This is a genomic window from Arthrobacter sp. NQ4 (assembly GCF_029077345.1).
GTDB lineage: Bacteria > Actinomycetota > Actinomycetes > Actinomycetales > Micrococcaceae > Arthrobacter.
On the sequence record NZ_JARETC010000001.1, the window covers coordinates 311,682 to 336,738 of the forward strand.

Below are 25,057 nucleotides of genomic sequence, written 5' to 3' on the forward strand. Positions count from 1 at the left end.
GGCATGTCACTGCCGGCATGTCACTGGAGGCCCAGCACTGTAAGGAAGATCAGCACGCAGTTCAGTCCCACGATGAGCGTGGCGCTCGTCCAGCCCGCAATCCGAAGCGGTTTCGAGTCCGCGTGGATGCCCATCACCTTGCGGCTGCCGGTGAGGCGGATCAGCGGAATGAGCGCGAACGGGATGCCGAAACTCAGGAGGACCTGGCTCAGGACCAAGGCCAGCGTTGGTTCAATGCCGGCGCCCAGGACCAGCAGAGCCGGGATCAGGGTGAGCGTGCGGCGCATCAGCAGCGGAATCCTGACCTTCAGCAGCCCGCCCATGATGGTGGCCCCCGCGTAGCACCCCACCGACGTGGACGCCAGGCCCGAGGCCAGGAGGCCAATGGCGAATACGACGCCGATGACGGGCCCGAGTGCCGACGTCACGGCTGCGTGCGCTCCGGCGATGGTGTCCGTCCCCTCCACTCCGCGGAGGCTGGTGGCGGCCAGCAGCAGCATGGCGATATTGACGATTCCGGCAAGCAGCAGGGCACCGGCGACATCCACGCGGGTGGCCCGGATCAACCGCGTCCTGACTGCCGGGTCTTCCGAGAAGCCGTGACGGTCGCGGGCCAGGGCCGAGTGCAGGTAGATCGCGTGCGGCATGACGGTGGCCCCGAGCATGCTGGCTGCGAGCAGGACGGTATCGGTTCCCTCGAAGCGTGGCACAAGGCCGGCGATTGCACCACCGGCATCCGGCGGCGCGACGAACAGGCCCGAAACAAACCCGACGGCAATCACGCCGAGCAGGGCCAGAATGGCGAGCTCGAAGGACTTCTGGCTCCGGTTCGACTGCAGTGCCAGCAGCAGCATGGACGCCAGGCCGATGATGAACCCGCCCGTGAGCAGGGGCAGGCCGAACAGCAGGTTGAGCGCAACGGCGCCGCCAATGACTTCCGCCATATCCGTGGCCCCGGCAACGATCTCAGCCTGCACCCAGTAGGCACGGCGCCGCCCGGTTCCCAGGCGTTTGCCGAGGATTTCCGGAAGGCTCATTCCGGTGGCCAGGCCCAGCTTGGCCGACTGGTACTGGATCAGCACCGCCATGGCATTGGCTGCCACCAGAACCCAGACGAGCAGGTACCCGAAGTTTGCGCCGGCAGTCAGGTTTGCCGCCACGTTCCCCGGGTCCACATATGCGATGGCGGCCACGAACGCGGGCCCGAGCAGCAGCAGGCGGGACCACACTTTAGTAGTGGCGGATTCCGCCGCCAATGTTGAAACAGCCATCACGTGTCCTCGTCGTTGCGGGCGTCAATAAGACGAGGATACCGCGAATTTAGGTGTACCGAAAAGTAGGAATAAGGCGCACCAGCAACGGGCGCAGCAACTCCGCGTTACTGGTTCTTGTTTGCCCTGTTGATCCGCTTGGCCCGGTCGATCTCGTGCCGGAAATTCCGTTTGACCCAGAACACCCCGGCCACGACGGCCACCGCGATGATCAGGAAAATAAGCCACCCCATGATGATCTCCTTTCAGTGCTGCAACAGTATCAGTGGCCCCTCCCCGCAGCACCCGCGGGGTCCCCGCCAAAAAGGGTAAAAGAAAGCCCCGCTGCTTGGAGCAGCGGGGCTTTCTTTGTGGATACAGCGCGGGCCGGGGCCCGGTGGATCCTCGATCAGCAAGTACTACTTGATGATCTTGGTAACGCGTCCCGACCCAACGGTGCGGCCGCCTTCGCGGATAGCGAAGCCGAGGCCCTCTTCCATAGCGATGGGCTGGATGAGCGCAACGGTCATCTCAGTGTTGTCGCCAGGCATAACCATTTCCGTGCCCTCGGGCAGGGTGATAACGCCAGTTACGTCCGTGGTACGGAAGTAGAACTGCGGGCGGTAGTTGGAGTAGAACGGGTTGTGACGTCCGCCTTCGTCCTTGGAGAGGATGTAGACGTTGGCCTCGAAGTCGGTGTGCGGGGTGATGGAACCCGGCTTGACGACAACCTGGCCACGCTCGACATCGTCGCGCTTCAGACCGCGGAGCAGCAGGCCACAGTTCTCGCCGGCCCATGCTTCGTCGAGCTGCTTGTGGAACATCTCGATACCGGTAACCGTGGTCTTCTGGACCGGGCGGATGCCGACGATCTCGACCTCGGAGTTGATGGCGAGGGTTCCACGCTCGGCGCGGCCCGTAACAACGGTGCCACGGCCGGTGATGGTGAAGACGTCTTCGATCGGCATCAGGAACGGCTTGTCGCGGTCACGTACGGGGTCCGGAACGGACTCGTCGACAGCAGCCATCAGGTCCTCAACGGACTTGACCCACTCGGGGTCGCCTTCCAGGGCCTTCAGGCCTGAAACGCGGACAACCGGAGCGTTGTCGCCATCGAAGCCCTGCGAGCTGAGGAGCTCACGAACTTCCATTTCGACGAGGTCGAGGAGTTCCTCGTCATCGACCATGTCAGCCTTGTTCAGTGCGACCAGCAGGTAGGGAACACCAACCTGGCGGGCCAGCAGAACGTGCTCGCGGGTCTGTGCCATCGGGCCGTCGGTAGCGGCAACCACGAGGATTGCGCCGTCCATCTGGGCAGCACCGGTGATCATGTTCTTGATGTAGTCAGCGTGGCCGGGGGCGTCTACGTGTGCGTAGTGACGCTTCTCGGTCTGGTACTCCACGTGGGAGATGTTGATGGTAATACCGCGCTGACGCTCTTCGGGTGCAGAGTCGATCGACGCGAAGTCACGCTTCTCGTTGAGATCCGGGTACTTGTCGTACAGCACCTTGGAAATGGCGGCCGTCAGCGTCGTCTTACCGTGGTCAACGTGACCAATGGTGCCGATGTTGACGTGCGGCTTAGTCCGCTCGAACTTTGCCTTTGCCACAGGTTCCTCCTAGAACGTTTTCAAATAGCTTGCCCTCCAGCCGCGCTTATCGCGGTAGAACTCAGGCAAGTCTACTTGGGGGGCTTTGGATTGGTGAAATTGCAGATTCAGGAACTAATACTAATCCCCTGAGCCTGTTCGTGCAGGGGCCGGAATCCGGCCGGATTACTCCGGCCGGCCCGGCCACCTGCACCGGCCACGCTGTCCGCTGGCAGACAGCGCCACCGAGGTGTTCGCTTCGAAAGTCCGGAAGGACTACTCGCCGCGGGACTTCTGGATGATCTCGTCGGCAACTGCCTTCGGGACCTCGGCGTAGCTGTTGAACGTCATGGAGTACACAGCACGGCCCTGGGTCTTCGAGCGCAGGTCACCGATGTAGCCGAACATGCCGGACAGCGGAACGTGCGCACGGATGACCTTGACGCCCTGTGCATCTTCCATGGACTGCATCTGGCCACGGCGGGAGTTGAGGTCACCGATAACTTCACCCATGTATTCCTCAGGGGTGCGGACCTCGACATCCATCAGCGGTTCGAGCAGAACCGGGTTCGCCTTGCGTGCAGCTTCCTTGAAAGCCATACGGCCGGCGATCTTGAACGCCATTTCCGAGGAGTCAACATCGTGGTACGCGCCGTCGATCAGCGTGGCCTTGATGCCGACAACCGGGTAGCCGGCCAGGACGCCGTCGTTCAGTGCATCCTGGATGCCCGCGTCAACAGACGGGATGTACTCGCGGGGAACGCGGCCACCAGTGACCTTGTTCTCGAACTCGTACAGCTCGCCCTCGGCGGTGTCCAGCGGCTCGATGGCAATCTGGATCTTTGCGAACTGACCCGAACCACCGGTCTGCTTCTTGTGCGTGTAGTCGTGGCGTTCGACGGCGCGCTTGATGGTTTCGCGGTAAGCAACCTGGGGCTTGCCCACGTTGGCCTCGACCTTGAACTCGCGGCGCATGCGGTCCACCAGGATGTCCAGGTGGAGCTCGCCCATGCCGGCGATGATGGTCTGGCCGGTGTCTTCGTTGAGGGACACCTGGAAGGTGGGATCCTCAGCGGAGAGCTTCTGGATGGCCGTGGACAGCTTCTCCTGGTCACCCTTGGTGTTCGGCTCGATGGCAACCGAGATCACGGGCTCCGGGAAGCTCATGGACTCGAGCACAATCTGGTTGCTGGCATCGCACAGGGTGTCACCGGTGGTGGTGTCCTTCAGGCCGATGGCTGCGTAGATGTGGCCGGCGGTAGCGCCCTCAACGGGCATTTCCTTGTTGGCGTGCATCTGGAACAGCTTGCCGATGCGCTCCTTCTTGCCCTTGGTGGAGTTGACTACCTGGGCGCCTGCTTCCACGTGACCGGAGTACACGCGGATGAAGGTGAGCTGGCCGAAGAAGGGGTGGGCCGCAATCTTGAACGCCAGGGCCGAGAACGGCTCGTCAGCGGAAGGCTTGCGGGTCAGTTCCTTCTCTTCGTCGCGGGGGTCGTGGCCGACCATCGGGGGGACGTCGAGCGGGTTCGGCAGGTAGTCCACAACCGCGTCGAGCATGGGCTGAACGCCGCGGTTCTTGAACGCGGAGCCGCAGAAGATCGGGTAGAGCTCGGAGTTGATCGTCATCTTGCGGATGCCGGCCTTGAGCTCGTCGATCGAGATCTCTTCACCCTCGAGGTACTTCTCCATGAGTTCCTCGGAGGACTCGGCGACGGTCTCAACGAGGTTCGCGCGGTACTCCTCAGCCTTTTCCTGGAGGTCAGCGGGGATCTCGCGGATCTCGTACTTGGCACCCATGGTCACGTCGCCCTTGGCGTCGCCGGGCCACACCAGTGCACGCATGTAGAGCAGGTCCACGACGCCGATGAAGTCGTTCTCGGCACCGATGGGCAGCTGCATGACCAGCGGCTTGGCACCGAGGCGGCTGATGATGGTGTCTACGGTGAAGTAGAAGTCAGCACCGAGCTTGTCCATCTTGTTGACGAAGCAGATACGCGGAACGTTGTACTTGTCCGCCTGGCGCCAAACAGTCTCGGACTGCGGCTCAACGCCTTCCTTGCCATCGAAGACGGCAACTGCACCGTCGAGGACGCGCAGGGAGCGCTCCACCTCAACCGTGAAGTCCACGTGGCCGGGGGTGTCGATGATGTTGATCTGGTTGTTTTCCCAGAAGCAGGTCACGGCGGCAGACGTGATGGTGATGCCGCGTTCCTTTTCCTGTTCCATCCAGTCGGTGGTCGAAGCGCCGTCGTGCGTTTCGCCGATCTTGTGGTTCACACCCGTGTAGAACAGGATGCGCTCGGTGGTGGTGGTCTTGCCGGCATCGATGTGGGCCATGATGCCGATGTTGCGGACCTTACTAAGGTCGGTAAGCACGTCCTGTGCCACGGGGTCTCCTTTTGGGATGGACTACACGTTCGCCGCCGGCTCGGTTGAGCCGGCGGCGCCCGGGGAGTATTACCAGCGGTAGTGTGCGAAGGCCTTGTTGGACTCGGCCATCTTGTGGGTGTCTTCGCGACGCTTCACAGCGGCACCGAGACCGTTCGACGCGTCCAGGATTTCGTTCTGGAGGCGCTCGGTCATCGTCTTCTCGCGGCGGGCCTTGGAGTAGCCAACCAGCCACCGCAGGGCGAGTGCGGTGGAGCGGCCCGGCTTGACCTCAACCGGAACCTGGTAGGTGGCGCCACCGACACGGCGGGAGCGGACCTCGAGGGAAGGCTTGACGTTGTCCATGGCCTTCTTCAGGGCTGCAACGGGGTCGCCGCCGGACTTGGCGCGTGCGCCTTCGAGTGCACCGTAGACGATGCGCTCTGCCGTGGACTTCTTGCCGTCAACGAGTACCTTGTTGATGAGCTGGGTTACCAGCGGGGAACCGTATACCGGATCCGAAACGAGCGGCCGCTTGGGGGCCGGACCCTTGCGAGGCATATTACTTCTTCTCCATCTTTGCGCCGTAGCGGCTGCGGGCCTGCTTACGGTTCTTCACACCCTGGGTATCGAGGGCGCCACGGACGATCTTGTAGCGGACACCCGGGAGGTCCTTAACACGACCACCGCGAACGAGCACAATGGAGTGCTCCTGCAGGTTGTGGCCAACACCGGGGATGTAGGCGGTAACTTCCACGCCGCCGTTGAGGCGCACACGTGCCACCTTACGCAGAGCCGAGTTCGGCTTCTTCGGGGTGGTGGTGTAGACGCGGGTGCAAACACCGCGGCGCATGGGGCTGCCCTTAAGCGCGGGAGCCTTGGTCTTTGAGACCTTAGGCGTGCGGCCCTTACGGACCAGCTGGTTAATCGTAGGCACTCTCGTGTTCTCCGTTTTATCCGGAGTGGCTGTTTCCGGCCACTCTCCTGTTGCGTTGCCCCGCCGCCCGGGCCCTGAAGGGAATCTCCATGGCGGCGAAGGCGAAGCCTTAATAGTCGGATCGCACGCCGGCACGAAACGTACATTCCTGTAGTTCCCTAGGCATGCAAAAATGTGGCATACGTTGCACAAGAACCCTGCAAACCGGAAACGTCGCTCTGGTCCAGCTTTTCAGCTGGTACCGGCGCACTCATCCACTGCCACAATAACAATTGGTAACAAGTCTAGCATGGACGGGCTCCATGCCTTAATCGACGGGTTAAACGGGGATGGTCCCCCACCTTGCGGTGCGGGACCATCCCTCTTGCTTCCTAAGGGCGGGGCGGAGGGTCCCCTACGTGGCGCGGAACGCGACACGTAGGGGACCGCCCTGCCCGTCAGCGGAAGTCGTTGCCCAGGTCGTAGTCATCCAGCGGGATGGCGTGGAACTCGGGAGCTCCGTCACCGCCCAGGGTGTCGTACGAGAAGTCACTGAATGCGCTGGGGCCGGTGAACAGGTTGGCCTTTGCTTCCTCAGTGGGCTCCACGGTGACCTCGGTGTAGCGCGGGAGGCCCGTGCCGGCCGGGATCAGCTTACCGATGATGACGTTTTCCTTCAGGCCGAGCAGCGGATCGCTCTTGCCTTCCATGGCTGCCTGCGTCAGGACGCGGGTGGTCTCCTGGAAGGAAGCTGCGGACAGCCAGGACTCGGTAGCCAGCGACGCCTTGGTGATGCCCATGAGCTCAGGACGTCCGGAAGCCGGAGTCTTGCCCTCGGACACAACGCGGCGGTTGGCGTCCTCGAAGCGGCTGCGCTCGGCGAGCTCGCCGGGCAGCAGGTCCGATTCGCCGGACTCGATGACCGTGACGCGGCGCAGCATCTGGCGGACGATAACCTCGACGTGCTTGTCGTGGATACCGATGCCCTGGCTGCGGTACACGCCCTGCACTTCGTCCACGAGGAACTTCTGTGCCGCACGCGGGCCCATGATGCGCAGGACCTGCTTGGGGTCGACCGGGCCGTTGATCAGCTTCTGGCCAACGGAGACGTGGTCGCCGTCTTCGATCAGCAGGCGTGAACGGCGGAGGACCGGGTAGGCGATCTCTTCCGTTCCGTCATCCGGAGTGATGACCAGGCGCATCTGGCGCTCGGACTCTTCGATGGTGATGCGGCCGGCTGCTTCAGCAATCGGGGCTACACCCTTCGGAGTACGGGCTTCGAAGAGCTCCTGGATACGGGGCAGACCCTGGGTGATGTCGTCGCCACCACCGGCGGAAACAGCACCACCAGTGTGGAACGTACGCATGGTCAGCTGGGTACCGGGCTCACCGATGGACTGTGCGGCGATGATGCCCACGGCCTCGCCGATGTCCACGGTCTTGCCGGTGGCCAGCGAGCGGCCGTAGCACAGGGCGCAGGTGCCGACGCTGGACTCACAGGTGAGTACGGAGCGGACCTTGACCTCGGTGATGCCTGCCTTGAAGAGCTCGTCGATCACGACGTCGCCGCAGTCGGTGCCGGCGGCTGCGAGGACGTTGCCCTCGGAGTCCACGACGTCGACGGCCAGCGTACGTGCGTAGGCGCTGTTCTCGACGTTCTCGTCCAGGACCAGCTCACCGTTGGAATCGGCGACGGCGATGGGCGTGACCAGGCCACGCTCGGTGCCGCAGTCCTCTTCACGGACGATGACGTCCTGCGAGACGTCCACCAGACGACGGGTCAGGTAACCCGAGTTGGCGGTACGCAGTGCGGTATCTGCCAGGCCCTTACGGGCACCGTGCGTGGCGATGAAGTATTCCAGCACCGACAGGCCCTCGCGGTAGGAGGACTTGATGGGGCGCGGGATGATCTCACCCTTCGGGTTGGCCACCAGGCCACGGATACCCGCGATCTGGCGGACCTGCATCCAGTTACCACGTGCACCGGAGGACACCATGCGGTTGATGGTGTTCATCGGGGACAGGCTCTCACGCATCACGGAGGCGATGTCGTTGGTTGCCTTGTTCCAGATCTCGATCAGTTCCTGGCGGCGCTCGTCGTCGTCGATCAGGCCCTTGTCGTACTGGCCCTGGATCTTGGCGGCGCGTTCTTCGTACCCGGCAAGGATTTCCGGCTTGGCAGCAGGAACCTCGATGTCGGAGATGGCGACGGTGACGCCTGAACGGGTGGCCCAGTAGAAACCGGCATCCTTCAGGTTGTCCAGCGTTGCCGCGGTGACGACCTTGGGGTAGCGCTCGGCGAGGTCGTTGACGATCCGGGACAGTTCGCCCTTGTCGGCAACGGCTTCAACCCACGGGTAGTCCTCGGGCAGGGTCTGGTTGAAGACAACCTGGCCCAGGGAGGTCTGGACGAGTGCCGGCTGACCGGGTTCCCAGCCTTCCGGGGCTTCCCAGCCGGCGTAGGGGACGAATCCTTCGAGCCGGATCTTGACCTGCGAGTTCAGGTGCAGCTCGCGTGCATCGAAGGCCATGATGGCTTCCGATACGGAGGAGAAGATCCTGCCTTCGCCGGCGGAACCCTTGCGCTTGGTGGTCAGGTGGTAGAGGCCGATGATCATATCCTGCGAAGGCAGGGTGACCGGGCGTCCGTCAGAGGGCTTCAGGATGTTGTTCGAGGACAGCATAAGGATGCGGGCCTCAGCCTGCGCCTCGGGGCTCAGCGGCAGGTGGACTGCCATCTGGTCGCCGTCGAAGTCGGCGTTGAACGCGCCACAAACCAGCGGGTGCAGCTGGATTGCCTTGCCTTCAACAAGCTGCGGCTCGAACGCCTGGATGCCCAGGCGGTGCAGGGTAGGTGCACGGTTGAGCAGCACCGGGTGTTCGGTGATGATCTCTTCGAGCACGTCCCAGACCTGCGGGCGGTAGCGCTCCACCATCCTCTTTGCCGACTTGATGTTCTGGGCGTGGTTGAGGTCAACCAGGCGCTTCATCACGAACGGCTTGAAGAGCTCCAGGGCCATCTGCTTGGGCAGGCCGCACTGGTGCAGCTTCAGCTGCGGGCCGACGACGATGACCGAACGGCCCGAGTAGTCAACGCGCTTGCCGAGGAGGTTCTGGCGGAAACGGCCCTGCTTGCCCTTGAGCATGTCGCTCAGGGACTTCAGCGGACGGTTGCCGGGTCCGGTGACCGGGCGGCCGCGGCGGCCGTTGTCGAAGAGGCTGTCAACAGCTTCCTGAAGCATGCGCTTCTCGTTGTTGACGATGATCTCCGGAGCACCCAGGTCAAGCAGGCGCTTGAGGCGGTTGTTGCGGTTGATCACACGGCGGTACAGGTCATTGAGGTCGGAGGTCGCGAAGCGGCCACCGTCCAGCTGGACCATGGGGCGCAGTTCCGGCGGGATCACCGGGACGGCGTCGAGGACCATGCCGAGCGGGCTGTTGTTGGTGGTCAGGAATGCGTTGACCACCTTGAGCCGCTTGAGGGCGCGGGTCTTGCGCTGGCCCTTGCCGTTGGCGATGACGTCGCGCAGCAGGTCGGACTCGGCCTGCATGTCGAAGTTCTCGAGGCGCTTCTTGATGGCCTCGGCACCCATGGAGCCCTCGAAGTACATGCCGTAGCGGTCGCGCAGTTCGCGGTACAGGCCTTCGTCACCTTCGAGGTCGGCGACCTTCAGGTTCTTGAAGCGGTCCCAGACCTGCTCGAGGCGCTCGATGTCGGCGTCGGCACGCTTGCGCACGTTGGCCATCTGGCGGTCGGCGGAGTCGCGGGCCTTCTTCTTGTCGGCAGCCTTGGCGCCTTCGCCCTCGAGGCGTGCGATTTCGCCTTCAAGGTCGCGGGCAATCGCGGCGATGTCGGCGTCGCGGTTGTCGATCAGCTGCTTCTTCTCGATGTCGTGCTCAACCTGCAGGTTGGGCAGTTCCTCGTGGCGGGCAGCTTCGTCGACGCTGGTGATCATGTAGGCAGCGAAGTAGATGACCTTTTCGAGGTCCTTCGGGGCCAGGTCAAGGAGGTAGCCCAGGCGGGACGGAACACCCTTGAAGTACCAGATGTGCGTAACGGGGGCGGCCAGCTCAATGTGGCCCATGCGCTCACGGCGGACCTTGGCGCGGGTGACTTCAACGCCACAGCGCTCACAGATGATGCCCTTGAAGCGCACGCGCTTGTACTTGCCGCAGTAGCATTCCCAGTCCCGGGACGGGCCGAAGATCTTCTCGCAGAAGAGGCCGTCCTTCTCGGGCTTGAGCGTGCGGTAGTTGATGGTTTCCGGCTTCTTAACCTCGCCGTACGACCAGCCGCGGATGTCTTCCGCGGTGGCGAGGCCGATCTGCATGAGGCCGAAGGAGGATTCGCTGGACATATGGTCCCTGTTCTCTCTTGTTCTCTAAATTCTGAAGTCTTGGTGCGGGATGAGGGAGGTGGGGTTCGACGGCGGGTGCGCACCCGCCGTCGAACGCCCGCCTGCTAAACCTCTTCTACGGAGCTGGGCTCTGCGCGAGACAGATCGATGCCCAGTTCTTCCGCAGCCGTGAAGACTGCGTCATCAGAGTCACGCATTTCAATTGTGGTTCCGTCCGTGGAAAGAACTTCCACGTTCAGGCACAGCGACTGCATTTCCTTGATCAAGACCTTGAAGGATTCGGGAACGCCCGGCTCGGGGATGTTCTCGCCCTTGACGATCGCTTCGTAGACCTTCACACGACCGTGGATGTCATCGGACTTGATCGTGAGGAGTTCCTGGAGGGTGTAGGCGGCGCCGTAAGCTTCGAGCGCCCACACTTCCATTTCACCGAAGCGCTGGCCACCGAACTGTGCCTTACCACCCAGCGGCTGCTGCGTGATCATGGAGTACGGGCCGGTGGAGCGTGCGTGGATCTTGTCGTCCACCAGGTGGTGGAGCTTCAGGATGTACATGTAGCCGACCGAGATCGGATCCGGGAACGGCTCGCCGGAGCGGCCGTCAAACAGGCGGGTCTTGCCCGAGGAGTTGATCAGGCGGTCACCGTCGCGGGTCACGTTGGTGGAATCCAGCAGGCCCGTGATTTCCTCTTCGCGGGCGCCGTCGAACACCGGCGTGGCAACAGTGGTGGGACCACTCTCGCGCGGCAGGTTCGGCAGCTGCTTGACCCACTCGGGCTCGCCTTCGATCTTCCAACCGGTCTTGGCAACCCAACCGAGGTGCGTTTCGAGCACCTGGCCCACGTTCATACGGCCCGGAACACCCAGCGGGTTCAGGACGATGTCAACGGGGGTGCCGTCGGCAAGGAAGGGCATGTCCTCGATCGGAAGGATCTTGGAGATAACACCCTTGTTGCCGTGGCGGCCGGCGAGCTTGTCGCCGTCGGTGATCTTCCGCTTGGCGGCCACGTAGACGCGGACCAGCTGGTTCACGCCCGGGGGCAGCTCGTCGTCGTTGTCGCGGTCGAAGACGCGCACGCCGATGACGGTTCCGGACTCGCCGTGGGGCACCTTCAGGGAGGTGTCGCGGACTTCGCGGGACTTCTCACCGAAGATGGCGCGCAGCAGGCGCTCTTCCGGGGTCAGTTCAGTTTCACCCTTCGGAGTGACCTTTCCGACCAGGATGTCCCCTGCTTCAACCTCGGCACCGATGTGGATGATGCCGCGCTCGTCCAGGCCGGCCAGGACTTCCTCGGACACGTTGGGGATGTCACGGGTGATTTCCTCGGCACCAAGCTTGGTGTCGCGGGCATCGATCTCGTGCTCCTCGATGTGGATGGAGGAAAGGACGTCCTCGGCAACGATGCGCTGCGAGAGGATGATGGCGTCCTCGAAGTTGTGGCCTTCCCATGACATGAATGCCACGAGCAGGTTCTTGCCCAGTGCGAGCTCACCCTGGTCCGTAGCCGGGCCGTCGGCGATGATGCCGCCAACTTCCAGGCGCTGGCCTTCGTTCACCAGGACGCGGTGGTTGTAGCAGTTGCCCTGGTTGGAACGGGCGAACTTGTTGATGCGGTAGTTGGTCTCGGTGCCGTCGTCGTTGAGCATGATGACGAGCTCGGCGGAAACCTCGGTGACCACACCGGCCTTCTTGGCGATGACAACGTCACCGGCGTCGACGGCGGCGGCGCGCTCCATGCCGGTGCCCACCACGGGAGCCTCGGAACGGACCAGCGGCACAGCCTGGCGCTGCATGTTGGCACCCATGAGTGCACGGTTGGCGTCGTCGTGCTCCAGGAACGGGATCAGGGCCGTAGCCACGGACACCATCTGGCGCGGGGAGACGTCCATGAACTCGACGTCGGCGGCGGGAACCAGCACGGGCTCGCCTCCACCACCGCGGGCACGGACCAGGACGGTCTCTTCAGCGAACTTCTTGTTCTCGTCCAGCGGCGCGTTGGCCTGGGCGATCAGGACCTCAGCCTCGTCGTCGGCCGTCAGGTACTGGACGTCGTCGGACACGACGCCGTCCTTAACAAGGCGGTACGGGGTCTCGATGAAACCGAACGGGTTGATGCGGCCGTAGGAAGCCAGCGAACCGATCAGACCAATGTTCGGGCCTTCAGGGGTTTCGATGGGGCACATACGTCCGTAGTGGGACGGGTGCACGTCACGGACTTCCATGCCGGCGCGGTCACGGGACAGACCACCGGGGCCAAGGGCCGACAGGCGGCGCTTGTGGGTCAGGCCCGAGAGCGGGTTGTTCTGGTCCATGAACTGCGACAGCTGGGAGGTTCCGAAGAACTCCTTGATGGCCGCAACCACGGGGCGGATGTTGATCAGGGTCTGCGGCGTGATGGCCTCGACGTCCTGGGTGGTCATACGCTCGCGGACAACGCGCTCCATGCGGGACAGGCCGGTGCGGACCTGGTTCTCGATGAGCTCGCCGACGGCGCGGATGCGGCGGTTGCCGAAGTGGTCGATGTCGTCGATCTCGACGCGCAGGTCCACTTCCTGGCCATCGCGGGTGCCCTTGATGGTCTTCTCACCGGCGTGCAGCGCGACGAGGAACTTGATCATGGCGACGATGTCTTCGACGTGCAGGACAGAGGCTTCCTTGTCGCCAAGGGAGCGGTCGATGCCAAGCTTGCGGTTGATCTTGTAGCGGCCAACCTTGGCCAGATCGTAGCGCTTGGAGTTGAAGTACAGGTTGTCCAGCAGGGACTGGGCAGCCTCGACGGTGGGCGGCTCGCCCGGGCGCAGCTTGCGGTAGATGTCCAGCAGGGCGTCTTCGCGGGTTTCGGTGGCGTCCTTCTCCAGGGTTGCCCGCATGGAGTCGTACTGGCCGAACTCTTCGAGGATCTGGCCTTCGGTCCAGCCCAGGGCCTTCAGCAGGACCGTGACGGACTGCTTGCGCTTGCGGTCGAGGCGGACACCGACCTGGTCGCGCTTGTCGATCTCGAGCTCGAACCATGCACCGCGGGACGGGATGATCTTTGCGGTGAAGATGTCCTTGTCGCTGGTCTTGTCGGCGGCGCGCTCGAAGTAGGCGCCCGGCGAACGGACCAGCTGGGAGACGACGACACGCTCGGTGCCGTTGACGACGAAGGTGCCCTTCTCGGTCATCAGGGGGAAGTCACCCATGAACACGGTCTGCTGCTTGATTTCGCCCGTGTTGTTGTTCATGAACTCGGCCTTGACGTACAGCGGAGCCGAGTACGTTGCGTCCCGGTCCTTGCACTCAGCCATGGTGTACTTGGGGTCAGCGAACTCCGGATCGGAGAAGCTCAGGGACATGGTGCCCTGGAAGTCCTCGATCGGGGAGATCTCTTCGAAGATGTCCGACAGGCCGGACGTGGTGGCGACGCTGAGATCGTTTTCTTCGACAGCCTTTGCCACGCGTGCCTGCCAGCGCTCATTGCCGACCAGCCAGTCAAAGCTGTCCGTCTGCAGGGCAAGCAGATTCGGAACGTCAAGGGGTTCGTGAATCTTTGCGAATGAGAGCCGGCGAGTGGCACCATCAGTGCTGTCGGCAGTGTTAGCGGTTTCGTTATTAGAGGTGCTCGAGGCGACCAAGAGGGATCCTTCCACAGACCTTCAGGCGTTTTCAGATCTCCCCCGCTGTGCACCCTGCGAAGTGACTCCGCAGCGCTACCATCCGGTTCCGCTATATGACCCGGGGCCTGAACTGACTATGCTGTGACCGTTGTTACGGCACGTTGATTGCCAGCTGCCAGGCAAAGCCCACCGCTATATGAAGGCTGAAGGTAAACAGGGAAGACGCAAATATCTACGATACGGCAAAACAACCTACGTGTCTACCCCACATCCCGCCGGATTGCAAGCACCCAGTTTCCGGCGGCCTGCACCAGGAGTGCCGGACCGCCTAGAGGCGCAGCGTGACGCCCTCGGCCGTGCAGGTGCCGGCGTTCGCGAAAACGGCATCCCTTACGGCGTCCTTGGATTCCTGGGACGGCTTGCCCCCGGTTTCCGCCACCGACGAGTGGTCGATGGCGAGCAGGCTCAGCGAGGTGAACAGGCCCCTCAAGTCCCCGGAAACTGTGTCCTTGGCGTCCTGGGCCCGGGAGTACACGTCCTCGTAGCCCTGTGAATCGGTGGGGGAAACGGCGCCATAGTCCGCCACCAGTTTGTTGAAGAGTTCGCAGGCCGCCTTGGTTCCCCCTGACCGGGCCGCACCTGTACTTCCAGGCCCGGTGGAGGCGGCCGGGCTGGTGCCTGCCGCGCCGTTGTCCGAGGGTGCCGGCGTGGCCTGGGTTGTCCACGCCGGCGCCGGCGTGGACATTGAGCACCCCGCCAGCGCACTGCCCGTCAGTACGGCCATGGCGGCGATGGCAGCCGCAGTAAATGTCTTGTTCACGATGTCGCTCCGTCCGTCCCGGCTCCGGACTTGGTGTCCCCCCTGCAAAGCGCGTCCCCCTGCAAAGCCTCGCCGTCCACCCTACGCAAGCGGCCGCCGTCGTGCACAACACAATGGATGGGTACCTCTCCCCTGCCGTCCGGGGCTGCAAAGCCCGGCGGCACGATGCCGCGCAGGAATGCACATGGCGCTCCCGGCGTTTGAATAGTTGGGTGACCAGGCTCACGATAGCCTTGGTGGCTTAGACCGAAACCGGACTGAAAGTGGTAACCATGGACAACACTCCCCACAGCAATGACGTTGTCATCCTCGGGGCCGCACGGACCCCGCAGGGCCGGATCAACGGCCAACTGTCCAGCCTCACGGCAGTGGATCTCGGTGCGCACGCCATCAAGGCCGCACTGGCCTCCAGTGGCGTCGATGCCGCGGATGTGGAGGCTGTCATCATGGGCCAGGTCCTGCAGGCAGGCGCCGGGCAGAACCCTGCGCGGCAAAGCGCCATCGGCGCCGGCATCGGGTGGAATGTGCCTGCCGTGACCGTCAACAAGGTGTGCCTTTCCGGGCTGACCGCGGTGATTGACGCCGCCCGGATGATCCGCGCGGGCGAGGCTGCCGTGGTGGTGGCCGGCGGCCAGGAGTCGATGAGCCGGGCACCGCACCTGCTTCCGGGATCGCGGCAGGGGTGGACCTACGGCTCCATCCAGGCGCTGGACGCTGCCGCCCACGACGGGCTGACCGATGCCTTTGACGGGGAGTCGATGGGCCTGTCCACCGAGACGCGGAACCTCTCGCTGGGTATCGACCGCACCTCCCAGGACAACGTCGCCGCCCAATCGCACCAGCGCGCGGCGCTTGCGGCGAAAAACGGAACGTTCGACGGCGAGATCGCACCTATCAGCGTCAAGCAGCGCAAGGGCGAGCCCCTAGTGGTGGACACCGATGAAGGGGTCCGCCCCAATACCTCGATCGAGTCGCTGGCCGGCCTGCGCGCTGCATTCGTCACTGACGGCACCATCACCGCAGGCAACTCCTCTCCCTTGTCCGACGGCGCCGCCGCCCTGGTGCTCGCCTCCCGCGGCTACGCGGAGGAGCACGGGCTCGAATACCTGGCGGTGGTCGGGAAGCCAGGACAGGTGGCCGGGCCTGACAACTCCCTGCATTCCCAGCCGTCCAACGCCATCATGAACGCCCTTGGCAAAGCGGGGTGGAGCACCGCCGACCTTGACTTCATCGAGATCAACGAAGCCTTCGGCTCGGTGGCCGTGCAGTCCCTCAAGGACCTGGACTACCCGCTGGAGAAGTGCAACCTCCACGGCGGCGCCATTGCCCTGGGTCATCCGATCGGCGCCTCGGGTGCCCGGCTGGCCGCCCACGCCGCCCATGAGCTGAAGCGGCGCGGGACCGGCAAGGCTGCAGTGTCCCTCTGCGGCGGGGGCGGGCAGGGCGAGGCCCTCCTGCTGTACCGCGACTGATGGCGGGCTCATCCGGAAACGGAGCGGACGGCGTCGGGCGGGAACGGTTCCTGGCCGACGCCGCTGCCCGAGGCCTGGCAGTTGACGTGGTGGAACGGCCCGCAGCGAAGAGCCTCGAAGAGGCTGCGGACATCATGGGAATCACACCGGCGGACATCGTCAAATCCCTGGTGGTCAAGCACAAGGACGGGACGTTCCTCTTCGCGCTCATCCCGGGTGACCGGCAGATTTCGTGGCCCAAGCTCCGTGCCCTGGTGGGCGTGAACAAGCTGTCGCTGCCGCCCGCAGGAACTGCACTGGAGGCAACCGGCTACGAGCGGGGCACCATCACCCCGCTGGGCAGCACCACCGCCTGGCCCGTCTATGCCGACGCCACGATCACCGGGCGGCGCATCTCCATGGGCGCCGGGGCACACGGCTACAGCGCGTTCGTGGATGCCGATGAGTTGACCGCAGCCCTGGGCGCCGTCGTGGCGGACATCAGCGAACCGTCCTGAAACGGAAGGCCTTTGTTAAAGCAGGAAACCCCGCCCACCGAAGTGGACGGGGTTTCCGAAGGAAAAGGCGTTGTTACTTGAGGGTAACGGTGGCGCCTGCAGCCTCGAGCTGCTCCTTGGCCTTCTCGGCAGCTTCCTTGTTGGCGCCTTCGAGAACAGCCTTGGGGGCGCTGTCAACCAGGTCCTTGGCTTCCTTGAGGCCGAGGGAGGTGATGGCGCGAACTTCCTTGATGACTGCGATCTTCTTGTCACCGGCAGATTCGAGGATGACGTCGAAGTCGGTCTTCTCTTCAACCTCTTCAGCAGCTCCGCCACCGGCGGGGCCGGCAACTGCAACAGCAGCGGCGGTAACTTCGAAGGTCTCTTCGAAGAGCTTGACGAACTCGGAGAGCTCGATGATGGTCAGTTCCTTGAAAGCTTCAATGAGCTCTTCGTTGCTGAGCTTCGCCATGGTAGGCGTCCTTCCTGTTGTGGTGTCCCGCCGGCGTTAGGCCGGGATGACACCGGAGTCTGGTGGGGTAAAGAGAATTAGTTCTCTTCGGCAGCAGGAGCTTCAGCGGGAGCTTCAGCTTCAGCGGCAGGGGCTTCTTCAGCGGCAGGCGCTTCGGCAGCTGCCGGTGCACCGTTCTCTTCTTCAAGCTTGAGGCGCAGTGCGTCGATGATGCGTGCAGCTGCGGCGGCAGGTGCCTTGAGGACGCCTGCAACCTTGGCGAGCTGCAGCTCGCGGGACTCGAGGGCAGCCAGTGCGGCGACCTCGCTGGCGTCCAGCGCCTTGCCCTCGAAGTAACCGGTCTTGATGACCAGCTGCTTGTTGGCCTTGGCAAAATCCGTCAGGCTCTTGGCAGCGGCAACTGCGTCACCCTTGATGAACGCGATTGCAGTGGGGCCGGCAAGCTGGCCGTCGAATGCTTCGACGCCGGCTTCCTTGGCTGCAATGGCGGTCAGGGTGTTCTTGACGACCGCGAACTTGGTGTCCTGGCCGAGAGAAACACGCAGCTGCTTGAGCTGTGCAACGGTGAGCCCGCGGTATTCGGTCAGGACAGCGGCGTTCGATTCCTTGAAATCGTTAGTGATCTCAGCTACTGCTGAAACCTTGGTAGGCGTTGCCATAACCCTCCTTCCGGGGATAGTGCCGGTATTCGACGGTCCCCGCTCAAGAGAGCTAAAACTAAAAACGCCCCGCGCAGATGCACGGGGCTTGGCTCAACACGTTTATCCCGTGGAGCTTTGCTTCGTTCACCTGCGCCGGCCGCCCTGCGTTGAGGGTCCTTCGTCCGGAAAGCCACTGTGGTCCCCAGCGCACAACTGCAGAGTTGAGCCATGTTCAGGAGAGTGGATTTCCAACAACCGACGGTCTTTGGTACTCCCAGCTTACGCGAGGCATTGCCGGTCCGCCAAATCGGCGCTCAGCTGGTGCTGGTGCGCAGGGTGGGGAGCTCCTTCTGCCAGATACCCGTCACGCCGGCCGTCTGGAATCCCAGCTGCTTGTTGACCGTCAGGAGGTACCGGTTCTCCGGCGCATTCCAGGTGTAAATGATGCGTGCGTCCGGGAACTGCTCGCTGAGCCGCTCCATGTTGGCCACCTTGATCAGCAGCCCGAGCTTATTGCCCCGGTGTTCCTGCAGGACCAGGGTGTCGTCCTGGAACACCACGTCAGCCCGGTGCGCCAGGACCGTGATGGTGGTCAGGCCCACCAGCGCCCCGGTGGCGATGTGCTCGACGGCGGTGACCACCGTTCTCCTGCCCTGTGCGATGGCGACGTCCTCCGCCTCACGCAGGATGCCGCCGTCGAACACCATGTCCTGTTCAATCGGCGCATCCAAGGACGGGTCAACGTCGGCGCCGGCCTGGTTTTCGAGCGCGGCCACGGCCTCCAGCCAGCGGTCCGGGCAGCGGTCCGTCCAGTGGTGCAGCCGGTACCTGCCGTTGTTGGCTTCCTCGGCTTCAGCCTGGAGGTCGGCCACGAGCTTGGTGTCCAGGGGCAGGAGACACGAGCTGAACTGCTCGATGTGCTGCAGCGTGTATCCGGTCTTCTGCGCGAACTCCACTTCGCGGCTCTCCAGGGGCACAAACCCCTGTCCGGAGCCGGGCACCAGCTGGGCCCGTTCAAACTCGTGCAGTGACGCGCCCGGATGGTTGGTATCCACCAGGATCATGGTGCGGCCTTCACCCCTGGCCAGCTGTTCGGCAGCCTCAAGCAGGCGGCGCCCCACCCCCTGCCGCTGGAACTCGGGCAGGATGTCCAGGGTGAGCTCGGCCAGGTCCAGGTGGTCGGTCAGGGGCAGCGCGATATCAACCGTGCCTACAATGGCGCCGTCCACCTTGGCAACGAGGATCAGCTGGCGCTCGTACGGGTCCGCGAACTCAAGCAACTTTTCCTGCGGACCGTACGCAAGATCGTCGCTGCCCCACGTCTGCATCCGGACCTTGCGGCCCACCTCCACGGCGGCGAGGAAGTCGGCCGCGTCCGGGGTGTCCAATGAGTCGGGTATGTACAGCTGCTCGATCTTCACGTTTATTGCCATGCGGGCATCATCCCAGCCGTTTCTGCCACTCACCTTCATAGCCGGCGGGCCTGAATCCAAGGGCGGTATTTATCGCCAGCATATGCTGGTTTTCGCTGGCATTCCATGTCAGGACCGAGCGCGCCCGGGGCCATTTTTCCTGTGTGCGCCGCAGGTTGGCCGCCTTGATCAGCATCCCCAGGCGGTGGCCGCGGTGCCCCGCCGCGACAAGGGTGTCCTGCTGGAGCAACGACTCCGGGACCTGCGGGCGCCACGCCAGGACGGAGTAGGCAACCAGTTCACCGGTGGGGCGGTACACCGCCGCGGCCACAGAGGTCTGCACACCGCTGCGGACCAGGGCCTGTTCATCGTCCCGCACGCGGCGTACGTCCCAGTCCTCCCGCTCCCAGTCCATTCCGGCTGTGGGGGCGTCCGTGCTCATCCGCGCGCGCAATCCGGCATAGCCGTCAACGAGCGTGTCCGGGCAGTGGCCGTCCCAGGCCGTCAGGATGTAATCGCCGCTGCGGGCCAGGGCTTCAGCCTCCAGGCGTGCCAGCCGGGCATCCGGTACGGGCAACATGAGCCGGCTGGAACGCTCCACCTGCTCAAGCGCATACCCGGCGGACAGGGCAAAGGCGGTTGCAGGGTCATCCCCCGGCAGTTGGCCGGCCCCGGATCTCGCGGCGACCATGGGCGAATCACGCCGTACAGCGTCCAGCGGCACCTCATGGAAGGAGTCCAAGGATGACCTGCCGCGTGCCCGTGCCACGGTTTCGGCGTGCTCCAGCAGGGCGCGTCCCAGTCCCCTGCGGCGCCGGGCAGGTACGACCAGGACGTCGATGCCTGCAGTGGCCAGGTTCTCGCGCAGGGGCAGCGTCACCGAGCACATTCCCACCGGTTCCCCGCCGGCCCGGGCCAGGAACAGGTGCCGTTCCTCGTACTCGTTGCCGCGCCAGAACTCCAGCGCTTCAGCCGGAGTAAGGCAGCGTTCCAGGCTCCCCCAGACGGCCAGCGCCTCTGCCTCCTTCATGGCCTGGCAGGCCAGGAGGTCCGCGGACGGCGCAGTGCCGGGGCGGTCCTGGCCGCGCGGAGGAATGACGACGGCGGCAATCGCCAGGGCATTGGACGGCGGCGACGACGCGGGCTGGGTTCGCTTGTGCTGGTCCATGACGCCAGCTTAGGCACTGCCTGCCGGTATGGACGCAAAAGAAGACCGCCCCGGCACGTGAGCGCCGGAACGGTCTTCGGTTGCTCCGGGATCACTCCGGGAGCAGGAACTTCAGTGAGGGACTATGCCTCGGTGAGCACCTTGGTGACGTTGGGGTCCACGGAGATGCCGGGGCCGAACGTGGTGGCAACGGTGGCCTTCTGGATGTAGCGGCCCTTCGCAGCGGACGGCTTGAGGCGAAGAACCTCTTCCAGTGCTGCTGCGTAGTTCTCGGCCAGCTTGATGGCGTCGAAGGAAACCTTGCCGATGATGAAGTGCAGGTTGGAGTGCTTGTCGACGCGGAAGTCGATCTTTCCACCCTTGATGTCGTTGACGGCCTTGGTGACGTCGGGGGTCACGGTGCCCGTCTTCGGGTTCGGCATCAGGTTACGCGGGCCCAGGACCTTACCGAGGCGGCCAACCTTGCCCATGAGGTCAGGGGTGGCAACGGCGGCGTCGAAGTCGGTCCAGCCGCCGGCGATCTTTTCGATCAGGTCGTCGGAACCAACGAAGTCGGCGCCGGCTGCGATTGCGGCCTCAGCCTTGTCACCCGTTGCGAAAACCAGGACGCGGGCGGTCTTACCGGTGCCGTGGGGCAGGTTGACGGTGCCGCGGACCATCTGGTCAGCCTTGCGGGGGTCGACGCCGAGGCGGAAAGCGACCTCAACGGTGGCGTCGAACTTGGACGGGTTGGTGTCCTTGGCCAGCGTTACTGCCTCGAACGGTGCGTAGTGCTTCTCCGCGTCGATCTTGGCGGCTGCTGCCTCATATGCTTTGCTGCGCTTTGCCATGCTGCTTATTTCTCCTTGTGCAGTTGTGGTCTGCGGACCGCGCTGGGCCCTGCCACAGTCGGCGATCCGGTTCGTTATCCGGCCCGGATGGCCAACATTTCAATTTTTTTGGTGCCGGTGTCCCGGCGGTACCGCCCGTCGTCGTCAATTACCACGACGCTGGACAGCGGTCAGGGATGTTAGCCCTCGACGGTGATGCCCATGGAGCGGGCGGTGCCGGCGATGATCTTCGCTGCGCCTTCGAGGCTGGTGGCGTTGAGGTCTTCCATCTTGGTGGAGGCGATCTCGTTGACCTGGGCCTGGGTCAGCTTGGCAACCTTGACGGTGTGCGGGGTGGATGAACCCTTGGCAACGCCTGCAGCCTTCTTGATGAGCTCTGCAGCCGGCGGGGTCTTGGTGATGAACGTGAAGGAACGGTCCTCGTAGACCGTGATTTCCACGGGGATGACGTTTCCGCGCTGGGCTTCCGTCGCAGCGTTGTACGCCTTGCAGAATTCCATGATGTTGACACCGTGCTGGCCAAGCGCAGGACCGATCGGCGGGGCCGGGTTGGCGGCACCTGCCTGGATCTGCAGCTTGATGAGGCCGGTGACCTTCTTCTTGGGAGCCAATGTAGGGTCCTTCTCTCAATAACGTCCTGGGGCACAGGAGCGTGCCTCAGGTTTTTGGCCGCCATGGCAAGGCGGCCGGCCGTTCCGGCGCCACTAAGCGGGCGGCACCGGGACGAATTCTAGGATTCTCAGATCTTGGTGACTTGGTTGAACGCCAGGGTAACCGGCGTTTCGCGCTCGAAGATGGAGACCAGCACCACGAGGGTCTGGGACTCGGGCTTGATCTCCGAGATCGTGGCGGGGAGGGTCTCGAACGGACCTTCCTTGACGATGACGGACTCGCCGACCTCGAAGTCGACGGCCACGGGAACCTGGTTCTGCTTGTTGACCGGCTTGCCCTTCTCGGCCTGCTCTTCCTCGAACACGGGAGCGAGCATGGAGAAGACCTCGTCCAGGCGCAGCGGGACCGGGTTGTGGGCGTTGCCCACGAAGCCGGTGACGCCGGGGGTGTGGCGGACGGCGCCCCAGGAGGCATCCGTCAGGTCCATGCGGACCAGGACGTAGCCGGGGATGCGGACGCGGTTGATCACCTTGCGCTGGGCGTTCTTGATCTCCACGACTTCTTCCATGGGCACCTGGATTTCGAAGATGTAATCTTCCATGTCCAGGGTCTGGATGCGGGTTTCAAGGTTGGCCTTCACGCGGTTCTCGTAACCGGCGTAGGAGTGGATGACATACCAGTCACCCTCCTGGCGGCGCAGCTTGGCCTTGAACTCCTCGGCCGGGTCAGCGGCTGCGGTGGCTGCAGCGGCGGCAAGGGCGTCTGCGGGCTCGTCTTCACCCTCGGCGTCGGAAGCGTCGGCTTCGTCGGCGTCAACAACTGCTGCGTCGGAGGCTGCGTCGTCGGATTCGGGCGTGGAGGACTCAACCTCGGACTCTTCACCGGCTTCTGCCGTGACGTCCGGGGATTCATCCAGCCCAGTCTCGGTTACCTCGAGCTCCTGCTCAGACACTTGGTCTCCTGCTTCCTCATTGCCTAACATGCCTATTTAAATGGCTCAATTCCGCACGCCGGCGCTTCCTTCCGGTTTCCCGGGCGAATCACGCGGCCTGCGGACCGTGCAGCCTTAGCTGTCCTTGGAGCCGGTGCCGCCGAAGATCCAGCTGACAGCGGTTCCAAAACCAATGTCCAGCAGGCTGACGATGACCATCATGATGGTCACGAACACCAGCACCACGAGCGTGTAGTTGATCAGTTCCTTGCGGGTGGGGGCAACAACCTTCTTCAGTTCGCCGATGATCTGGCGGACAAAGAGTGCAATGCGGGCGAAGAAGTTTGCCTTGGCTTCCTTCTTAGCTGGGCGGCCCTTGGAGCTGCTGGCAGCTGTTTCGGTCACCTGGTCCTCGCTCATCTTTGCAATGGTGGATTACCCGGCCCTGATCAGAACCATGGTTGCTGCGCCTGCTCCGGGCTTTCGCCCGGAGCAGCTTGCGCAGGGCAGACAGGACTCGAACCTGCAACCTGCGGTTTTGGAGACCGCTGCGCTACCAATTGCGCCACTACCCTATGGAGTGAATTCCACTTCTTTGATGGCCCAACACCAGTTTGGACTGGGGCGCACGCCATCATCTGTGTTTCAACACCGGTGAACCAGTCTACGCAAGAACTTCGCGTAGGTAAAACCAGCCCGTTCCGGCCCATCCGCAGTCCGGCCTGAAACGTGCTGCGCGGGGCAGTCATAAATCAAAACCGGCACCCCGGAGGGTCCGGTGAACAGCATAGAGTAGAACTCGTCGAATCCCACATTCCAGCCTCCGGGCTGCAAGCGAAGAACGGACCTGCCAATGTCTTCCGCCCGCGTTTCCCAACGCATTTCCGCTATTGCCGAATCCGCAACCCTGGCCGTTGACGCCAAGGCCAAGGCGCTGAAGGCAGCTGGCCGGCCGGTTATTGGTTTCGGTGCGGGCGAACCCGATTTCCCCACCCCGGACTACATCGTCCAGGCGGCCATCGAGGCTGCCGGCCAGCCCAGGTTCCACCGCTACTCCCCTGCCGGCGGCCTGCCCGAGCTGAAGAAGGCAATTGCGGAGAAGACGCTGCGCGACTCCGGCTACACCGTGGATCCCTCACAGGTGCTGGTCACCAACGGCGGCAAGCAGGCCGTCTACAACACCTTCGCCACCCTGGTGGATCCGGGCGACGAGGTCATTGTGCCTGCCCCGTTCTGGACCACCTACCCGGAGGCCATCCGGCTGGCAGGCGGCGTGCCCGTGGAGGTCTTCGCCGGGCCCGAACAGGACTACCTGGTGACTGTTGAACAGCTCGAAGCGGCCGTGACGGACCGGACCAAGATCCTGCTGTTCGTCTCGCCGTCGAACCCCACGGGTGCTGTGTACTCCCCCGAGCAGGTGGCGGAGATCGGCAAGTGGGCCGCGGCCAAGGGCCTGTGGGTGGTCACGGACGAAATTTATGAGCACCTGACCTACGACGGCGTCCCGTTCACGTCCATCGCCACCGCTGCCCCGGAACTGGGCGACAAGGTGGTCATCCTCAACGGCGTTGCCAAGACGTACGCCATGACCGGCTGGCGGGTGGGCTGGATGATCGGCCCGGCAGACGTCATCAAGGCGGCCACCAACCTCCAGTCGCACGCCACGTCCAACGTGTCCAACATCATGCAGATCGCCGCCCTCGCCGCCGTGTCCGGCCCGCTGACCGCCGTCGATGAGATGAAGGTGGCGTTCGACCGCCGCCGCAAGGCCATCGTCGCGGGGCTGAATGCGATTGACGGCGTGGAATGCCCGACGCCGAAGGGCGCCTTTTACGTATACGCCGACGTCCGTGCGCTGCTGGGGAAGGAATTCCCCACCGCGTCCGGCACCGCCACGCCGCAGACCTCCGCGGAGCTGGCCTCGCTGATCCTCGACGAGGTTGAGGTGGCAGTGGTTCCGGGCGAGGCGTTCGGCCCCTCCGGCTTCCTGCGCCTCTCCTACGCCCTGGGTGACGACGACCTCGCCACAGGCGTCCAGCGCCTGCAGGACTTCCTGGGCAAGGCCCAGTAACGCCCCATCACCTTTCGCCGGAAAAACCAGAACGCCCCATCACCAAGTGATGGGGCGTTCTGGTTTAAGGCCC

Annotated in this window: 20 protein-coding genes and 1 tRNA gene; 3 read left to right on the forward strand and 18 right to left on the reverse strand. The window is 63.8% G+C overall.

Annotated features, from left to right (window positions below):
* Positions 1–20: 20 nt before the first annotated feature.
* From PUN51_RS01455 to PUN51_RS01495, 9 genes are all read right to left on the reverse strand, one after another.
* A complete protein-coding gene (locus tag PUN51_RS01455; protein WP_275179645.1) occupies positions 21–1,271 on the reverse strand; it encodes an Nramp family divalent metal transporter in 1,251 nt (416 codons plus the stop codon).
* A gap of 107 nt (positions 1,272–1,378) precedes the next feature.
* Entirely contained in the window at positions 1,379–1,504 is a 126-nt protein-coding gene (locus PUN51_RS01460) for a hypothetical protein (protein WP_256371453.1), read from the reverse strand.
* Positions 1,505–1,669: 165 nt separating this feature from the next.
* Complete coding sequence (gene tuf / locus PUN51_RS01465; protein WP_141159762.1) at positions 1,670–2,860, reverse strand: elongation factor Tu; 1,191 nt, start codon at positions 2,858–2,860, stop codon at positions 1,670–1,672.
* 255 nt (positions 2,861–3,115) lie between these two features.
* Positions 3,116–5,230 carry an elongation factor G gene (gene fusA / locus PUN51_RS01470; RefSeq protein WP_159631359.1) on the reverse strand — a complete coding sequence of 705 codons (2,115 nt, stop codon included), beginning with the start codon at positions 5,228–5,230 and terminating at the stop codon, positions 3,116–3,118.
* 69 nt (positions 5,231–5,299) lie between these two features.
* Positions 5,300–5,770, reverse strand: coding sequence for a 30S ribosomal protein S7 (gene rpsG / locus PUN51_RS01475; protein ID WP_003803829.1), 471 nt, complete (start codon positions 5,768–5,770; stop codon positions 5,300–5,302).
* Between the two features lies 1 nt (position 5,771).
* Positions 5,772–6,146 carry a 30S ribosomal protein S12 gene (gene rpsL, locus PUN51_RS01480; RefSeq protein ID WP_009358312.1) on the reverse strand — a complete coding sequence of 125 codons (375 nt, stop codon included), beginning with the start codon at positions 6,144–6,146 and terminating at the stop codon, positions 5,772–5,774.
* Between the two features lie 437 nt (positions 6,147–6,583).
* The gene (locus tag PUN51_RS01485; protein ID WP_159631358.1) at positions 6,584–10,483 is read right to left on the reverse strand and encodes a DNA-directed RNA polymerase subunit beta'; all 3,900 of its coding nucleotides are present in this window, start codon (positions 10,481–10,483) and stop codon (positions 6,584–6,586) included.
* A gap of 104 nt (positions 10,484–10,587) precedes the next feature.
* A complete protein-coding gene (gene rpoB / locus PUN51_RS01490) occupies positions 10,588–14,097 on the reverse strand; it encodes a DNA-directed RNA polymerase subunit beta (RefSeq protein WP_159631357.1) in 3,510 nt (1,169 codons plus the stop codon).
* Between the two features lie 310 nt (positions 14,098–14,407).
* Positions 14,408–14,899: a hypothetical protein gene (locus PUN51_RS01495; RefSeq protein ID WP_275179646.1), complete on the reverse strand. Its 492-nt coding sequence runs from the start codon at positions 14,897–14,899 to the stop codon at positions 14,408–14,410.
* Between the two features lie 272 nt (positions 14,900–15,171).
* Here PUN51_RS01495 and PUN51_RS01500 point away from each other — a divergent pair, with 272 nt between their 5' ends.
* Positions 15,172–16,371, forward strand: coding sequence for an acetyl-CoA C-acetyltransferase (locus PUN51_RS01500; RefSeq protein WP_275179647.1), 1,200 nt, complete (start codon positions 15,172–15,174; stop codon positions 16,369–16,371).
* Positions 16,371–16,868, forward strand: coding sequence for an aminoacyl-tRNA deacylase (locus PUN51_RS01505; protein WP_224026668.1), 498 nt, complete (start codon positions 16,371–16,373; stop codon positions 16,866–16,868). Before PUN51_RS01500 ends, PUN51_RS01505 begins: the two co-directional genes overlap by 1 nt.
* A 73-nt stretch (positions 16,869–16,941) precedes the next feature.
* On the opposite strand, the gene rplL is transcribed toward PUN51_RS01505, so the two are convergent.
* From rplL to PUN51_RS01550, 9 genes are all read right to left on the reverse strand, one after another.
* The gene (gene rplL / locus PUN51_RS01510) at positions 16,942–17,319 is read right to left on the reverse strand and encodes a 50S ribosomal protein L7/L12 (protein ID WP_018760467.1); all 378 of its coding nucleotides are present in this window, start codon (positions 17,317–17,319) and stop codon (positions 16,942–16,944) included.
* Positions 17,320–17,396: 77 nt separating this feature from the next.
* Positions 17,397–17,978 (reverse strand): 50S ribosomal protein L10, encoded by a 582-nt coding sequence (rplJ, locus tag PUN51_RS01515; RefSeq protein ID WP_255172854.1) that lies wholly within the window; start codon positions 17,976–17,978, stop codon positions 17,397–17,399.
* 296 nt (positions 17,979–18,274) lie between these two features.
* Positions 18,275–19,393 carry a GNAT family N-acetyltransferase gene (locus tag PUN51_RS01520; RefSeq protein ID WP_275179648.1) on the reverse strand — a complete coding sequence of 373 codons (1,119 nt, stop codon included), beginning with the start codon at positions 19,391–19,393 and terminating at the stop codon, positions 18,275–18,277.
* Positions 19,394–19,400: 7 nt separating this feature from the next.
* Positions 19,401–20,540 carry a GNAT family N-acetyltransferase gene (locus tag PUN51_RS01525; protein WP_275179649.1) on the reverse strand — a complete coding sequence of 380 codons (1,140 nt, stop codon included), beginning with the start codon at positions 20,538–20,540 and terminating at the stop codon, positions 19,401–19,403.
* A gap of 122 nt (positions 20,541–20,662) precedes the next feature.
* Positions 20,663–21,370, reverse strand: a complete 708-nt coding sequence (rplA, locus tag PUN51_RS01530) for a 50S ribosomal protein L1 (RefSeq protein WP_159631352.1) — start codon at positions 21,368–21,370, stop codon at positions 20,663–20,665.
* Positions 21,371–21,549: 179 nt separating this feature from the next.
* On the reverse strand, positions 21,550–21,981 hold the full coding sequence (gene rplK / locus PUN51_RS01535) for a 50S ribosomal protein L11 (RefSeq protein WP_018760472.1): 432 nt from the start codon (positions 21,979–21,981) through the stop codon (positions 21,550–21,552).
* A gap of 128 nt (positions 21,982–22,109) precedes the next feature.
* Positions 22,110–22,934, reverse strand: coding sequence for a transcription termination/antitermination protein NusG (nusG, locus tag PUN51_RS01540; protein WP_275179650.1), 825 nt, complete (start codon positions 22,932–22,934; stop codon positions 22,110–22,112).
* A 114-nt stretch (positions 22,935–23,048) separates the two neighbouring features.
* Positions 23,049–23,333: a preprotein translocase subunit SecE gene (gene secE, locus PUN51_RS01545; protein WP_159631350.1), complete on the reverse strand. Its 285-nt coding sequence runs from the start codon at positions 23,331–23,333 to the stop codon at positions 23,049–23,051.
* 82 nt (positions 23,334–23,415) lie between these two features.
* Positions 23,416–23,488: transfer RNA gene (locus tag PUN51_RS01550), tRNA-Trp, on the reverse strand.
* 278 nt (positions 23,489–23,766) lie between these two features.
* On the opposite strand from PUN51_RS01550, the gene PUN51_RS01555 reads away from it, so the two are divergent.
* Complete coding sequence (locus PUN51_RS01555) at positions 23,767–24,984, forward strand: pyridoxal phosphate-dependent aminotransferase (protein ID WP_224026671.1); 1,218 nt, start codon at positions 23,767–23,769, stop codon at positions 24,982–24,984.
* The last annotated feature ends 73 nt before the right edge of the window (positions 24,985–25,057 follow it).

Excerpts from the sequence above, each read along its gene's own strand:
- PUN51_RS01485 (WP_159631358.1), bottom strand. The coding sequence starts at position 10,483 with ATGTCCAGCGAATCCTCCTTCGGCCTCATGCAGATCGGCCTCGCCACC.
- PUN51_RS01525 (WP_275179649.1), bottom strand. The coding sequence starts at position 20,540 with ATGGACCAGCACAAGCGAACCCAGCCCGCGTCGTCGCCGCCGTCCAAT.
- rplL (WP_018760467.1), bottom strand. The coding sequence starts at position 17,319 with ATGGCGAAGCTCAGCAACGAAGAGCTCATTGAAGCTTTCAAGGAACTG.
- PUN51_RS01460 (WP_256371453.1), bottom strand. The coding sequence starts at position 1,504 with ATGGGGTGGCTTATTTTCCTGATCATCGCGGTGGCCGTCGTGGCCGGG.
- PUN51_RS01555 (WP_224026671.1), top strand. The coding sequence starts at position 23,767 with ATGTCTTCCGCCCGCGTTTCCCAACGCATTTCCGCTATTGCCGAATCC.
- rplJ (WP_255172854.1), bottom strand. The coding sequence starts at position 17,978 with ATGGCAACGCCTACCAAGGTTTCAGCAGTAGCTGAGATCACTAACGAT.
- rpsG (WP_003803829.1), bottom strand. The coding sequence starts at position 5,770 with ATGCCTCGCAAGGGTCCGGCCCCCAAGCGGCCGCTCGTTTCGGATCCG.
- PUN51_RS01455 (WP_275179645.1), bottom strand. The coding sequence starts at position 1,271 with ATGGCTGTTTCAACATTGGCGGCGGAATCCGCCACTACTAAAGTGTGG.
- secE (WP_159631350.1), bottom strand. The coding sequence starts at position 23,333 with ATGAGCGAGGACCAGGTGACCGAAACAGCTGCCAGCAGCTCCAAGGGC.
- PUN51_RS01520 (WP_275179648.1), bottom strand. The coding sequence starts at position 19,393 with ATGGCAATAAACGTGAAGATCGAGCAGCTGTACATACCCGACTCATTG.
- PUN51_RS01500 (WP_275179647.1), top strand. The coding sequence starts at position 15,172 with ATGGACAACACTCCCCACAGCAATGACGTTGTCATCCTCGGGGCCGCA.
- PUN51_RS01505 (WP_224026668.1), top strand. The coding sequence starts at position 16,371 with ATGGCGGGCTCATCCGGAAACGGAGCGGACGGCGTCGGGCGGGAACGG.
- rplA (WP_159631352.1), bottom strand. The coding sequence starts at position 21,370 with ATGGCAAAGCGCAGCAAAGCATATGAGGCAGCAGCCGCCAAGATCGAC.